Here is a 13,624-nt window from a genome sequence, read left to right as displayed (position 1 = left end):
AGCCCGCCATGCGCATTTTATGGATCCTGCCCTACTCGCCCTGGCCCGCTACCAGCGGCGGCAAGACGCGCCAGTTCCACCTGCTGCGCAGCCTGGCCGCGCGTGGGCACCGGATCACTCTGCTGTTGCATGACAAACACCCGGTGTCGCTGACCGATCGCCTGGTGCTGGAGGCGTTCCTTGAGCAACTGATTATCTTGCCCCGTCGCCCACTGCGCAGTTTGAAAACGCTGGTGGCTGGGCTATTGGCGCCCTACCCGTTGCTGGCCAGCGTCAACGGCCTGTCGGGTGCGCTGCAGGATACGTTCAACCTGTTGCTCAACGAGCATTGGGACGTGGTGCAGATCGAACACAGCTACACCTTCCAGCCTTATGAAGACGTGCTGATACGTAAATCCCAACCCTTCGTGTTGACCGAACATAACGTTGAATCGGCACTCGGCGCAGCCACCTACGATCGCTTGCCCCGTTGGGCACTGCCGTTCATTCGCTACGATCAATGGCGCTACACCCGCTGGGAGCGCCGTGTGATGCGCCAGGCGACGCAAGTGATTGCGGTGACCGACACCGACGCGCAGGTCTTGCAAAAGATTGCCGGTAAACCCGTGCCCGTCGTGGTTAACGGGGTGGACTGCGATCACTTTGCAGGCGCGCATCCTGATCCGGCAAGCCGCCGTGTCCTGTTCCTCGGCAACTATGAATATGCCCCCAATGTGGATGCCATCGAGTGGGCCCTGGACGAAATCCTGCCCAAGGTCTGGGAACGCTGCCCGGATGCGCGCATGAGCGTGTGCGGTTTCGGCATGCCCGGGAGTTGGCGCGAACGCTGGCAGGACCCACGCATCGAGTGGCAAGGCTTTGTGCCGAACCTGTTGAGTTTGCAATCGAGCTGCTCGGTGTTTCTGGCCCCGTTGCGCCATGGCGGCGGCTCCAAGCTCAAAGTACTGGAAGCCCTGGCGGCCGGCCTGCCCTTGGCCAGCACCGAACAGGGCGTGTCGGGCCTGGATCTGGTCGAGGGCCTGGACTACCTCGGCGGGCAAACGGCTACTGGCCTGGCGGACGCCGTCGTGCGCCTGCTGCAATGTCCAGAAGCCGCCGCCCCCATGGGTGAAGCCGGTCGCGCCTATGTACGCCGGGCCCACGACTGGAGTGTGGCCGCCAGCCAACTGGAGCAGGTGTACGCCAACCTCTCGCCCCTGAATCAAAAGGAGCCCGCATGCGTGTAGGTCTGGATTACCGCACCGTCGGCACTTCGCCGCAATCGGGTATCAGCCGCCAGGTGTACGCGCTGGAAAGCGCCCTGCGTGCCTTGCCGAGTATCGAATTGGAGCGATTTACCGTCGCGCCCCTGGGCGACGAAACGCGCTTGCAGGCGCACTGCCCGGCCTGGGGTTGCGCGAAGACCGCGATGCACCAGCCGCAGAACCGCGTGCGTTTCGAGGCCGGCTTTTTGCCGCGCGCCCTGCGAGAGCAGCACATCGACCTGTACATCAGCACCTTCAATATGGGCTTGCCGTTACCGCCCAAGCCCAAGGGCTTGCGCACCGTGGTGCTGCTGCATGACCTGTTCCAGATCACCCTGAACAATTACCACGCCAACCGTTTGAAGGCGTTGATCTACAAGACCAGCGATCGCCTTTCGATTGCCTACGCGGTGCACAGCGCCGACCGCGTGTGGACCCCCTCACAGTACAGCGCCGATGAAACCGCGCGGCTGTTCCCCAAGGCGGCAGGCAAGATTCGCGTGCTGCCCAACCAGGTCGATGGGTTTACTGACTTGGCCGCGGACCTCTCGGCCCGCCAATTGCCCGAGCGCTTCTGGTTGCTGGTAGGCACCCGAGAATTGCGCAAGAACGTGCCGTTTCTGGTCGAAGCCTGGCAACAGGCGCGCCACCAATCGCCCGCCGTGCCGGAGTTGGTGCTGGTGGGCAGCCTCGAGCATTTGCCCGAAGGCCAGCGCCGGCTGCCGGGCATTCGTGCGTTGAGTGGCGTATCCGATGCAGAGCTGCACGGGCTGTATCGTCAGGCGTCACGTGTGTGGCAACCGTCTTACGCTGAAGGCTTTGGCTTACCCGTGATTGAAGCGCTGAGCGTCGGCACCCCGGTAGCCGTGGCCAGCGGCACCTCGCTGGATGAAATCACCCCGCCATCGGCACCGCGCTTTTCGCCCACCGATGGCCCGGCGTTGGTGCAACTGATGGTGAGCCTGGGTGACCGGCCCGACGACGATTCACCCGAACAACGCCGGCAATGGGCGGCCCGCTTTAACCACCACGCCTATCGCCAGCGCCTGGCCGAATTGATCGAGGAATTGAAATGAGACTCTCCCTGGCAAGCCTCGTCGCGATCCTGTTTGGCCTGCTGTTTGGCGCACTGGCCTTGATGCTGTCACCGGCCAAGGCATTTCTCGCCGTGATCGGCCTGGCGGCGGCAGTGACCATCCTGCGCCTTCCATTCTGGGGTCTGCTGCTGTTCGCCCTGGTCGCCACCTTTATGCCGTACTCGACCCTCAACCTGGGGATCCGCAGTACAGTGAGCGAGGCCATTCTGGCGCTGACCTGGGGTGCGGTCGTGTGGCACAGCTTTCTGTCGCGCCTGCCCGACACGCCAAGCCTGTCACGGCGCCCCACCGACCAGATGCTGTTGTGGCTGATGCTGTTCACCGTGTTCCCATTTATCGTCGGCCAGGTCAGCATCCATGCTGAAAGCAGTGGCGTGGCCAACTGGCTGCGTTGGTTGTTGAACCTGTCGGGGGTGTTCCTGGCCGCCAAGCTGCTGGCGGACTACAAGCGCCGTGAAGCCCTGGTGATTGCGCTGCTGCTGGGCACCCTGGCAATGCTGGTGATGTCGATTGCGGTGTTCGTACGCACACGCTCCGGGGCGGGCATTGCGCCGATCCTGGCGCTGCTCAACTACGGCAACTTTGACACCTTGAAATTCGGCCTTGAGGCCATGTCATCGCGCATGGGTTCGCCGTGGATGCACCCGAATGCCATCGGCGGAATCATGGCGCTGTTGCTACCCTTGGCGTTCTGCTTCGGCATGACCGAGCAAGGCTGGAAGCGCGCGCTCGGCCTGAGCGTGGCGTGCCTGGGGGCGGCGGCGTTGCTGTTGGCCAGTAGCCGTGGCGCAATGGTCAGCCTGGCGCTGGTATTGATGTGGATGGCCACTCGCCGGGTCCCCTACACCGGGCGCCTGTTGATGATCGGTGCGGCGCTGACGGTGACGTTGGTGATGGCCTATCCGCCGCTGCAGGAGCGCTTGGCGACGATTTTTTCGTCGGACAACGCCAGTACCGAAGTGCGTTTTGACGAGTACCGTATGTTCCCCCAAGCCGTGGCGGCGTATCCGTTTGGCATTGGCTTCAAGGTTGACCCGCCCGTGCCGGGCACGCATTTGCTGGGGATCTCCAACCTGTGGCTGAACTTCATCTATAAGACCGGCGTTGTCGGCATGCTGTTGTTTATCGCCGTGACCGTGCGCTGGTGGCGTGAGGCCCGCCCGGAAAAAGGCCCGATCCGGCTGACCAAGGACAATGCGCTGTGGCTGGGCAGCACTGCCGGGATTCTCTCGGCGCTGGTCAGTGGCTTGTTTGACCACTACTTCAGTTTTGCCGTGGTGATGGTGGCGCTGTTCTGGCTGATGGTGGGGATCAATGTGCTGGAGGCGCGGCGGTTGTTCCCGGCGCGCCTGCCGCAGGTCAAGGCCGTGGCTTTTCGCAAGCCGATCCTTGATGGCGCACGCCCCTGATGCTTGGCTCCGCCGTTTGGCTGACCCTGGCTACCCTGCTGGGCCTGTGCCTGGGGTTCGCGCGCGAGTGGTTGCTGGTGGCGGCCTGGGGCGCGGGCGAGCGCAGTGATGCGTTCTTGATCGCGCTGTTTTTGCCCGAGGCGCTGCGCATGTCGTTGGCCGGTGGCGTGTTGAGCGCCGCCGCCCTGCCGCTGTATCTGCAACGCAAGGACGGTGAGCGCCTGGATTGGCTGGCGGTGTTGTTCCCGGCGTTGATGCTGATTGCGCTGGCCACCAGCCTGCTGCTGACGCTGTTGTCACCATGGCTGGTGCAGTTGCTGGGGCCCGGGTTGGCCGCCGGCGCCACGACCCTTGCCGCCAGCAACCTGCAGATCGTGGCCTGGTGCGTACCGGGGCTGATGCTGCACGCGCTGTTCAGTATTCCGTTGCAGGCCAGCGAACGCTTTGTGCTGGCGGGGTTGGGCTCGCTGCTGTTCAACCTGCCGCCGGTGACTTACCTCGCGCTGGCCGGTACGGCCACCCAACCCCACAGCCTCGCCTTGGCCTGCCTGGCGGGGAGCCTGTTGATGCCGCTGGCGCTGCTGCCGTCGATCTGGCGCCAGGGCTGGCGGCCATGGCGTTTGCAGTGGTCGTTTGCGCCCCTTCGGGAGCTGGGCCAGCGCATCGGTCCACTGTTGTTGAGCAACGGTGCCAGCCAGGGCCTGGCGTTGATCGAACGGCTGGTGGCGTCACTGCTGGGTGAAGGCGCAGTGACGTGGGTCAACCTCGCGCGCAAGCTGATGAACCTGCCGTTGATTGCGCTGATGAGCCTCAACCAAGTGCTGCTGGGCATGATGAGCCGTCGCCAGGGCGATGAACGCCTGGCCTTGCTCAAGCGCGGCCTGGAAACCGCCAGTGTGCTGACACTACCGGCCGGCGTCGGCCTCGTGGCCGCGGCACCGAGCCTGGTGGCGTTGCTGTTGCCCAAGCAATCGGCGGACTCACCCTTGCCGCTGTTGCTGGCCTGGTTCGCCGTGCCCTTGGTGTTTGGCGCTTGGAACGCTCTGCTTGCGCGCTACGCCTATGCCGCCGGTGATACGCGCCAGCCGCTGCGCTGTGAATTACTCGGCAGCCTGGTCAATGTGTTGTTGCTGGGCGCCCTGCCCTTTGCGTTTGGCCTGGCCGGCATTCCGCTGGCTGCGCTGGCGGGAGTGATCTGCACCGCACTGTTGTTGATGCAGCGCCAGTCGCTGCTCGCGGCCCTGCCCTGGGCCCGGCAATGGTTGCTCAGTGCGCTGTTGATGGGGCTGGCGGCGGGGCTGCTGTTCCGGATGGAGGGCGTGTGGCTGCAACTGGGGTTGAGCACCCTGGCAGGCGTCGTGGTGTTACTGGGCATGGGGCTGTGGCTGAAGCCGTGGCGCAAGGCATGAATGATCAATCTGGAGTAGTCACGTGAAGCATCGTTGGATTCAAATGGATATCGCCAAAGGCATTGGTATCCTGATTATCGTGTATGGCCACAGTTGGTTCGTCGCCACATCGCTGGACTTGATGTACCCGATCCTGGCGTCGTTCGTGCTGCCGTTGTTCTTTTTCCTGTCCGGGGTGTTCTTCAAGCCCGAACAGCCGTTTGTGGAGATGGCGGTACGCAAGGCCGACGGCCTGCTCAAACCGTTTTTCTTCACCATGCTGGTGTATGTGCTCATACGGGACGTACTCCGCGGGCAAGCACTGCTGCCGGATGTTGGCGGTGTGTTGTACGCCTCGGTGGACACCATCCCATGGCAGGCACTGTGGTTCTTGCCGCACTTCTGGGTGGCGATTCTGTTCAGTTGGCTGATGCTGCGGCTGGTCCAGCGCCTGAAGCTGCCCTTGCTGGTGAGCTGCCTGCTGATAGGCGTGCAACTGTTGGTCGGCATCTGGATGCTGCCGTGGTTCTGGCAAGTGCCGGTGACCGTCGGCGGGCAAAACTGGACGTTGCCCGGCCTCCCCTTCAGCCTCGACGTGACACTGATCAGCAGCACCTACTTCATCTACGGCTACCTGTTGCGCGATTGGTTGCGCAAGCATGAGGGCTCGCTGATGACGCTGTTGATTTCGGTGGTGCTGTTCACCGCGGTGTTCATCTACAGCCACGACACCATGGACCTGGCGCAACGGCGCTACGACCACTGGTTGTGGACCAGCTTGCTGGCGGTGATCGGCGTGTACCTGTGCTGGGCCCTGGCGCGGGTGCTGATGGTGTCGACATGGGTCACGCGGGCGATGACCTATATCGGCCAGTCCACCTTGATCCTGTTGATCTTCCACGGGGAAATCCAGCACAAGACCTTTGACCTGATGGAGCGCCTGGGCCTGCATCCGTTCCTGGCGGCTTGTGTTGGCTTTGTGGTGGGGGTGGCAGTGCCGTTGCTGATCGGGGAAGTGATCAAGCGGGTAGCGTTCTTGCGGTTTTTCTACTTTCCGTTTCCAGTACGTAAAAAAGCGCCGGAACAGGCCAAGGTCTGATATGAAGGGAGCCGGCCTCCCGGCTCCCCTCAGATTCAGTCATCCAGCGGTTGCGCGGCGGGCTTGCTGCCAGCCTTGGCGGCCTTGGCAGCTTTCGTGCCCTTGGCGGGCGCGGCCGCCGCAGGTTCCGGCTCCGCTGGAGCGGCGAGGTCTTTTTCAGCCTGGGGCATCTGGTCGACGGCGCTGAAGAACGCCTTCAGGTCGAGGCTATCCGGTGGCACGGTCTTCTCGAGTTTCTTCTCACCATCCTTACCGATCAGGATCACCTTGGTGCCGCTGCCGGCGCCCAGCTTGAGGGCGCGGATCAGCGCGTTGGTTTCCGGTGGCGTGAGCTTCTTGTTGTCTTTGGCGTCCTTGGCGAATTTTTCCCCTTCGGCACCGATGCTGCCGAAAGACACGGTGTAGAACACCATGTTGCGTTCTTCAAAGGACTGCTTGGTGGCCGGCTCGGCCAGTTGCTTCTTGAGCGTGGCCAAGGTGGGGTTGCCGGAATCAAGCTCCACAACCACCAGCGGACGGGACTTGCCCACGTCCTGCTTGAGCGGGTTGATATCATCCGCGGCCAACAGCGGCCCCGTAAAAGCCATCAAGGTAGCCAGGGTCAGCGACCGGATGAGCATGCGCACCTCCTTTGAATTCCATGCAGGGTTCTTGAGTTTCATGTCTGCGACAGTCAAATTCAAGGATGATTCCTACACCACTTTGAGAAAGCGTAGGCCAGGACGCCCGCTACGCAAGGGGTTGAGTGGGATCAAGGGGCATTGTTTCTTCTGATTACGAGACCTTCCACTCGGGCCAATGCCGGGCAAACACCGGCGCCACGATGGGGTCGGCGTCTACCTGCGCCAGCGTCTGGGCAAAGCCTGGTGCCAAAGCGCTCAATGCCTCACGGGCCTCATCCCAGCGCGACACCGCCGCCGCCATCAGGCCCAGCGCATTCGGCACGTTGTCGGGGCCCAACAGCTGGTCGGCAAACTGGTCGGCAAACACCCCCCATGCCTGGTGCAGGTAGCGCCGCGTACCGGTGACCAATTGCGCCTGTACCGCTTCATCCACGTTGCCCAGCCAGCGCTGCGGGTAGTCGATGATGCCGATCGCCGAATAGCAGTTGGCGGCGATATACAGCAAGCCACGCAGAATCTGCGCGCGATTGCCGGCCAGCAGGTCGGCGTCGGGATATTCCAGGCCCAGGTGGATCAGGATCGCCGCACTTTCGGTCAGCACCTGGCCATCGGGGGTGACCAGCGTGGGAATCTGTTTGAGCGGGTTGATGCGCGCGAGGGCCTCGCTGCCCTCGCCGTCCTGCCAGGAACTGGCGTCCACGCGATGCCACGGTACCGCACACCGCTGCAGGGCAATTTCGATCATGCAGGAACCGGAGTCGTCGGTGCCATAGAGCGTGTACATGGGTGTTTCCTCCTATCGCAGCAGTCAGGTGCAGGATGGCAGCGCGGGATTTTGCGTTGAGTTCATCGGTGGTGAACTGCACGCGCACGCAATCGAGTACCTCGAAAGCGTAAGTCAGCAACAGCAGCTTGGCCTCGGTATAGTTCGACCGAGGTGCCGGTCAGGGTAAGTCGGGTCATGGAAGGCAGCGCCGTCTGAGGGAGTCATCAGAGGCCAAGAGTGCAGGCTCTGGCAGTGCCTCGGCAAGTGTTTTAGAACAGGCCCATCTGCCCACCCACCAGGGTGCCGAAATCGTCATTCACGAACGGCAGGATGGCGTCGGCCACCGGCTGCAATTGGCGGGTGACGTAGTGGTCGTAGTCGATGGGCGCTTGCCGTACCTCCAACGGTTCCGGGCCGTTCACGCTGATGACGTAGCTGATCCAGCCACCGCGCTGGTACTGGCGCGGGCGCCCCAGGCGGTCGTTGTATTCGTCTGCCAGGCGTGCGGCGCGTACGTGGGGCGGCACGTTACGTTCGTAGTCGCCCAATTGGCGACGTAGACGCTTGCGGTAGATCAGCAAATCGTCAAGCTCGCCGCTCAAGGTTCGACGCACGTAATCGCGTACATAATCCTGGTGAGGCTGGCGATGGAAGATGCGCTGGTAGAGCTCCTGCTGGAACTGTCGGGCCAGCGGCGACCAGTCGCTGCGCACGGTTTCAAGGCCCTTGTAGATCATCTCTTCACTGCCATCACCGCGTACGACCAAACCGGCGTAGCGCTTTTTGCTGCCCTCCTCCGCCCCGCGAATGGTCGGCATCAGGAAGCGAGTGAAGTGGGTTTCGTATTGCAGCTCCAGGGCACTTTGCAGGCCGTACTCGCTGTGCAGATGCGCGCGCCACCAATCGTTTACATGCTGCACCAGCGCTTGGCCGATACGGCGGGCATCATCCTGGGAATGGGCACTGCCGAGCCAGACAAACGTGGAGTCGGTGTCGCCGTAGATCACTTCGTAACCCTTGGCCTCAACCAGCTCGCGGGTCTGGCGCATGATCTGGTGCCCACGCATCGTGATCGAGGATGCCAGGCGCGTGTCGAAAAACCGGCAGCCGCTGGAGCCGAGTACGCCGTAGAAGGCGTTCATGATGATTTTCAGGGCTTGGGACAGCGGTGCATTGTGTTCGCGTTTGGCCTGTTCGCGACCTTCGGAAACGCGGGTGACAATCGAAGGCAAGCAGTGGCGAGTGCGGGAGAAACGCGCGCCCCGAAAACCTTCCACCGAGTCGCTGTCGTCGGGATGCTTGAGACCTTCGATCAAACCCACGGGGTCGATCAGGAAGCTGCGGATGATCGACGGGTACAGGCTTTTGTAGTCCAGCACCAGCACCGACTCGTAGAGGCCGGGACGTGAGTCCATGACAAACCCGCCAGGGCTGGCTTGAGGAGGTTTGTCGCCCAGGTTTGGCGCGACGAAGCCTTGGCGATGCATCAACGGCATGTACAGGTGGGTGAATGCGGCGACGGAGCCACCATTGCGGTCGGCCGGCAGCCCGGTGACACTGGCCCGTTCCAGCAGGAACTTGAGCAGCTCGGTCTTCTCGAAAATTCGCGTGACCAGCTCGCAGTCCTTGAGGTTGTAGCGCGCCAGGGCAGGCTTGTCCTCGGCGAACATGCGGTTGATTTCGTCCATGCGCTGGTACGGCGTTGAAATGTCCTTGCCTTCGCCAAGCAAGGTTTGCGCAACGTTTTCCAGGCTGAAGGACTCGAAACTCCAGGTAGCGGAACGCAGGGCCTCGATACCGTCGATGATCAGCCTTCCCGCCGCCGCCGCGAAGTAGTGACTGCGGCTGCCGTGTTCGCGCCAGGCCATGGCTTCACCACCACGCCCCAGCAATAGCGGCACGTTGAGGCGCTGGGCATGTTCGTGGAGTACGCGTAGGTCAAACTGCACCAGGTTCCAACCAATGATTGCATCGGGGTCATGGGTGGCCAGCCATTGGTTGAGGCGTTCGAGCAGTTGTGCGCGGGTGTCGCAGTAGTCGAGCTTGAAGTCCACTGCATCGGTCTTGTTCGGCGGGCCGAGCATGTACACCTGGCGCTCGCCGCAGCCTTCAAGGGCGATGGAATAGAGATCGCCCTGGGCAGTCGTCTCGATGTCCAGGGACACCAGCTTCAGCGGTGGTCGGTAGTCAGGCGCGGGTTTCATCTGAGCGTCGAGCAATTGGCCGCTCGCGTCGGGTGTGCCGCCGAACCACACGGGGGCCGTGATAAAGCGCTCCATCATGTAGCGCTCGGGCGGGCGTACGTCGCCTTCGTAGACATCGACACCGGCGGCGCGCAGGCGCTTCTCGATATCCATCAACTGGCGATGCTGGCGGGCGTAGAGGCCCAGTACCTTGCGATGCTGAAAATCGCACAACTGTAAAGGGCGCAGTTCGATATCGCGCTCGTCCTTGAGCAACCAATCCAGCGGCTTGCGATGGGCCTCGGGGATAAACATCACCGAGGTTTGCGCAGGTAGACGAATACACTGGGGCCCTTGGTCGGTCGCCAGCCAGAAACTGACTTGCGTGCCCGCCGCAGTGTCGCGCCAATGCCGGGTCAGGACAAAACCCTGCTGTAAATCCACCGTACCGCACCTCAGGAATCGCTTTCAGGGCGTGATTCTACTCGGCATCCGGCCAATAGCAGATGAGTTTCTAAAACTGAGAGCGCTGCCCTGTGGCCGTCAGCGTCGTGCACATCATTGACCCAGATCCCCCTGAAGAATCCAAGCGTCGTCACGAAAGTGCCGAACGTTGAACAACCGTAGGTCCGCGCCGGGCTCAGAGATCTCAAGGTCGACCGTCAATCACCACGGCACACGAAAGCTGACAGCCATTTGGATGGGCATCGGCACGGATGCCCATTCGCTCAGGCTCGACGGGCCTGGCTCAGATAGGTTTCGATATTGCTCATCTGCTCATCCCAGCCACGGGAATTCATCTTGAACGCCTTCTGGCGTCGAGCCTCGGGCACCGCGTCAAAGCCAGACTCCACCACCCTCAGCAGGATGCCTGGGGCACGATCTTCAATGGTGAACTCCACCAGGGTCGGTGTTTCCTTCTCGTAATCAACCCCCTTCTCTACCGCGTAGGGGTGCCACCAGAAGGAAAAGTGGGTTTGCGGCAGGACACGTTCGATCCTGGCCTTCCACACCACATGCTCGTAGCCTGGGTAAGTAATCGGCGCTTCGATGGTTGCCCCTGCGACAAATTTTTTGCCCTCGAGGGCGATACCGAACCAGCGACCGAATTGCTCGGCATCGGTGAGTGCTTCCCAGACCTGTTGCCGCGGTGCGTTAAGCAGGACTTTTCGTTCGATGCGATCTAATACGTGCATAAGTCACCTCCTCCATTGACATTAGGTGACATCGACCAATGCGCAACCTTCCGTTGTGCGCGATGATGATGCTCCCTCCTTGACCCGGTTATAGGTTATGACTGACCCGTTGAACGGAAGTTGCTTGTGCAAAGGCGTGCGCTATCAAGTGGACAACCTGGACATGCCCATCAGCCACTGCCACTGCGACAGCTGTCGCAAGGCCCACGCGGCGGCGTTTGTCACCACAGCAGGGGTGATGCGCGAGCACTTCCGATGGATACAAGGTGAGGAGTTACTGTCGTCCTTTGAGTCTTCGCCAGGCAAGCGACGACATTTCTGCTCACGCTGCGGGTCACACCTGATAGCGGAGCGTGGGCATCAACCGCATGTGATAGTGCGGGTGGCGACGCTGGACGATGATCCGGGCGTCAGGCCCACCTCGCATATCTGGACGGCCCACGATGTGCCCTGGCTGGCCTATGAAGGCGTAGGGCATTGGGATGAGTGGCAAGTATGACTTAGACGTGCGGGTCACCTGGCGCTTTGGCTGGCGTCGCATATTGCGGTTTCAGGTGGCCCTCCTGATCGAGCAGCCAAGCGTCCATGATCTGTCGCACCACAGGGCCTGCCACGCGTCCACCGGCTTCACCGTTTTCGATCATGACCGAAATCACGATTGTCGGATGTTCGGCAGGCGCAAAACCGACGAACAAGGCGTTGTCTCGATGACGCTCCAACGTCTTGTTACGGTTGTAGCGCTCACCCTGCTTGATCGCCACCACTTGTGCGGTACCACTCTTGCCGGCAATACGGTATTGAGCGCCTTGTGCCGCAGCCCGCGCGATGCCTCGCGGGTCATGCATCACGAGTTGCATACCGTGGTTGACCTGCTCCCAATCGCGCGGGTCCTTGAGAACCACGTTAGGCATCGGGTTCTCATCCACTGGCGGCACGCCATTAATCGTCTTGGCTAAATGCGGCCGGTTCCACACGCCTTTGTTGGCGATCAATGCGGTGGCCTGGGCCAGTTGCAACGGCGTCACCTGCATATAGCCCTGGCCAATACCGAGGATCACGGTTTCGCCTGGGAACCAGGGTTGACGCCGTGTCGCGCGTTTCCAGGCCTGGGATGGCATGAGGCCGGCGGACTCTTCGAACATGTCCAGGGACACCTTTTGACCGAGGCCGAACTCAGCCAGGTAATCGTGCAGGCGGTCGATGCCGAGCTTGTGGGCCAAGTCGTAAAAGTAGGTGTCGTTGGAGCGCATGATAGCGGCATCCATGTCCACCCAGCCGTCGCCGCTGTGATTCCAGTTGCGGTACTTGTGGTCAAAATCCGGCAGTTGGTAGTAGCCCGGGTCGAATACCCGGGTTTGTGCGGTGACAACACCACTGTCGAGCCCCGCGATGGCCACCTCTGGCTTGATGGTTGAGCCCGGCGCATAGAGCCCACGTAGCACGCGGTTGAACAGGGGGCGGTCAATCGAGTCGTGTAGGGCTGCGTATTCCTTGAAGCTGATACCGGTCACGAACAGGTTCGGGTCGAAACTCGGCTTGCTGACCATGGCCAGGACTTCACCGGTTTGCGGATCCAAGGCAACCACCGAACCTCGGCGATCACCCAGGGCGTCCTCAGCCGCCTCCTGAAGCTTGACGTCCAGGCTCAGGACGATGTTTTTGCCAGGAATCGGGTCGGTGTGCTTGAGCACCCGCAATACACGCCCCTGAGCGTTGGTCTCGACTTCTTCATAACCCACATGGCCGTGCAGTTCAGACTCGTAAAAGCGCTCGATACCGGTTTTACCAATAGATTGGGTACCGCGGTACTCTACCGAATCGAGGGCTTTGGATTCTTTTTCGTTAATTCGCCCGACATAGCCGATGGAGTGGGCAAAGTGCGCGCCCAACGGGTAGTGGCGGACGAATTGTGGTTCGACGTCCACGCCTGGTAGACGGAACTCATTGACGGCCAAAACGGCGATCTGCTCTTCGGTCAGCTCGTAGAACAACGTCACCGGGACGAACGGATGGCGAGCCTGCTTAAGGGCCTTGTCAAACACGGCCCGGTCTTCAGCAGGCAAGTGCAGCAGATTGACGATAGCGTCCAGCTCACCCTTGAGGTCGGTGGTGCGCTCACGAGTAATGGTCAGGTTGTAACTGGGGCGGTTGTCGGCCAGCACTACGCCGTTTCGATCATAAATCAAACCACGAGTCGGCGTGATTGGCAGCACGTGGACCCGGTTGTTTTCGGAAATAGTGGAGTGATAGTCGTACTGCACTACCTGCAGGAAATACAGACGGCCCACCAAAGCACAGGTGATGCCAATCACCAGCAGCGCGCAGGCGAGCAGGCGCTTGTTGACCAGGCGGTTTTCTTTTTCGTGATCCTTGATCGGTATCGGTTCAGGCATTTCTACAGCATCTCGGTTGAAGAAGGTCGACACCGCATCCTGCGGGTAAAAGATCAATCCTTGTGAAAATGTGCTGCACCATACCAAAAATGCAGAAACACTTTGCATCGATTTCCCCAACGGCATGCCGTTTTGTCAGAACAGGGCGGGTTGAGGCTTCAGAAAAGCGTCCGAACCGAAAGCATAGATGCCTGGCAACTTGAACAAGGGTAAGCGCTCCATAAAA

Annotated in this window: 11 protein-coding genes and 1 pseudogene; 6 read left to right on the top strand and 6 right to left on the bottom strand. The window is 61.3% G+C overall.

Features of this window, described 5'->3' with window-relative positions; translation table 11 throughout:
• Nucleotides 1–8 precede the first annotated feature (8 nt).
• Genes M5B43_RS19435 through M5B43_RS19415 form a run of 5 tightly spaced genes read left to right on the top strand, consistent with a single transcriptional unit; the run spans nt 9 to nt 6,237 of the window.
• Nucleotides 9–1,226 carry a glycosyltransferase family 4 protein gene (locus tag M5B43_RS19435; protein WP_248751623.1) on the top strand — a complete coding sequence of 406 codons (1,218 nt, stop codon included), beginning with the start codon at nt 9–11 and terminating at the stop codon, nt 1,224–1,226.
• Entirely contained in the window at nt 1,217–2,320 is a 1,104-nt protein-coding gene (locus tag M5B43_RS19430; protein WP_248751622.1) for a glycosyltransferase family 1 protein, read from the top strand. Before M5B43_RS19435 ends, M5B43_RS19430 begins: the two co-directional genes overlap by 10 nt.
• Complete coding sequence (locus M5B43_RS19425) at nt 2,317–3,750, top strand: O-antigen ligase family protein (protein WP_248751621.1); 1,434 nt, start codon at nt 2,317–2,319, stop codon at nt 3,748–3,750. Before M5B43_RS19430 ends, M5B43_RS19425 begins: the two co-directional genes overlap by 4 nt.
• The gene (locus tag M5B43_RS19420) at nt 3,750–5,159 is read left to right on the top strand and encodes a lipid II flippase MurJ (RefSeq protein ID WP_248751620.1); all 1,410 of its coding nucleotides are present in this window, start codon (nt 3,750–3,752) and stop codon (nt 5,157–5,159) included. Before M5B43_RS19425 ends, M5B43_RS19420 begins: the two co-directional genes overlap by 1 nt.
• A gap of 43 nt (nt 5,160–5,202) precedes the next feature.
• Nucleotides 5,203–6,237 (top strand): acyltransferase family protein, encoded by a 1,035-nt coding sequence (locus tag M5B43_RS19415; protein ID WP_248751680.1) that lies wholly within the window; start codon nt 5,203–5,205, stop codon nt 6,235–6,237.
• A 35-nt stretch (nt 6,238–6,272) separates the two neighbouring features.
• Here M5B43_RS19415 and M5B43_RS19410 read toward each other — a convergent pair whose 3' ends face one another.
• From M5B43_RS19410 to M5B43_RS19390, 5 genes and pseudogenes are all read right to left on the bottom strand, one after another.
• Nucleotides 6,273–6,857, bottom strand: coding sequence for a DUF4174 domain-containing protein (locus M5B43_RS19410; RefSeq protein WP_248751619.1), 585 nt, complete (start codon nt 6,855–6,857; stop codon nt 6,273–6,275).
• Between the two features lie 154 nt (nt 6,858–7,011).
• Nucleotides 7,012–7,644: a glutathione S-transferase gene (locus M5B43_RS19405; protein ID WP_248751618.1), complete on the bottom strand. Its 633-nt coding sequence runs from the start codon at nt 7,642–7,644 to the stop codon at nt 7,012–7,014.
• A gap of 19 nt (nt 7,645–7,663) precedes the next feature.
• Nucleotides 7,664–7,783, bottom strand: a pseudogene (locus tag M5B43_RS19400) (GNAT family protein); the annotation flags it as partial.
• Nucleotides 7,784–7,895: 112 nt separating this feature from the next.
• Nucleotides 7,896–10,253: a DNA polymerase II gene (locus M5B43_RS19395; RefSeq protein WP_248751617.1), complete on the bottom strand. Its 2,358-nt coding sequence runs from the start codon at nt 10,251–10,253 to the stop codon at nt 7,896–7,898.
• A gap of 284 nt (nt 10,254–10,537) precedes the next feature.
• Complete coding sequence (locus M5B43_RS19390) at nt 10,538–11,005, bottom strand: SRPBCC family protein (protein ID WP_248751616.1); 468 nt, start codon at nt 11,003–11,005, stop codon at nt 10,538–10,540.
• A gap of 97 nt (nt 11,006–11,102) precedes the next feature.
• Between M5B43_RS19390 and M5B43_RS19385 the strand changes: the two genes are divergently transcribed.
• Nucleotides 11,103–11,504, top strand: a complete 402-nt coding sequence (locus tag M5B43_RS19385; RefSeq protein ID WP_248751615.1) for a GFA family protein — start codon at nt 11,103–11,105, stop codon at nt 11,502–11,504.
• Nucleotide 11,505: 1 nt separating this feature from the next.
• On the opposite strand, the gene mrdA is transcribed toward M5B43_RS19385, so the two are convergent.
• Nucleotides 11,506–13,398 carry a penicillin-binding protein 2 gene (mrdA, locus tag M5B43_RS19380; protein ID WP_248751614.1) on the bottom strand — a complete coding sequence of 631 codons (1,893 nt, stop codon included), beginning with the start codon at nt 13,396–13,398 and terminating at the stop codon, nt 11,506–11,508.
• Nucleotides 13,399–13,624 lie beyond the last annotated feature (226 nt).

This window comes from Pseudomonas sp. MWU15-20650 (assembly GCF_023242475.1).
Classification (GTDB): Bacteria; Pseudomonadota; Gammaproteobacteria; order Pseudomonadales; family Pseudomonadaceae; genus Aquipseudomonas.
This window is presented reverse-complemented; position numbering and strand designations above follow the sequence as displayed.

What these genes read in the sequence shown, in the direction of transcription:
- M5B43_RS19420 (WP_248751620.1), top strand. Translation starts at nt 3,750, where the DNA reads ATGCTTGGCTCCGCCGTTTGGCTGACCCTGGCTACCCTGCTGGGCCTG.
- M5B43_RS19410 (WP_248751619.1), bottom strand. Translation starts at nt 6,857, where the DNA reads ATGCTCATCCGGTCGCTGACCCTGGCTACCTTGATGGCTTTTACGGGG.
- M5B43_RS19405 (WP_248751618.1), bottom strand. Translation starts at nt 7,644, where the DNA reads ATGTACACGCTCTATGGCACCGACGACTCCGGTTCCTGCATGATCGAA.
- M5B43_RS19435 (WP_248751623.1), top strand. Translation starts at nt 9, where the DNA reads ATGCGCATTTTATGGATCCTGCCCTACTCGCCCTGGCCCGCTACCAGC.
- M5B43_RS19415 (WP_248751680.1), top strand. Translation starts at nt 5,203, where the DNA reads ATGGATATCGCCAAAGGCATTGGTATCCTGATTATCGTGTATGGCCAC.
- M5B43_RS19425 (WP_248751621.1), top strand. Translation starts at nt 2,317, where the DNA reads ATGAGACTCTCCCTGGCAAGCCTCGTCGCGATCCTGTTTGGCCTGCTG.
- M5B43_RS19390 (WP_248751616.1), bottom strand. Translation starts at nt 11,005, where the DNA reads ATGCACGTATTAGATCGCATCGAACGAAAAGTCCTGCTTAACGCACCG.
- mrdA (WP_248751614.1), bottom strand. Translation starts at nt 13,398, where the DNA reads ATGCCTGAACCGATACCGATCAAGGATCACGAAAAAGAAAACCGCCTG.
- M5B43_RS19385 (WP_248751615.1), top strand. Translation starts at nt 11,103, where the DNA reads ATGACTGACCCGTTGAACGGAAGTTGCTTGTGCAAAGGCGTGCGCTAT.
- M5B43_RS19430 (WP_248751622.1), top strand. Translation starts at nt 1,217, where the DNA reads ATGCGTGTAGGTCTGGATTACCGCACCGTCGGCACTTCGCCGCAATCG.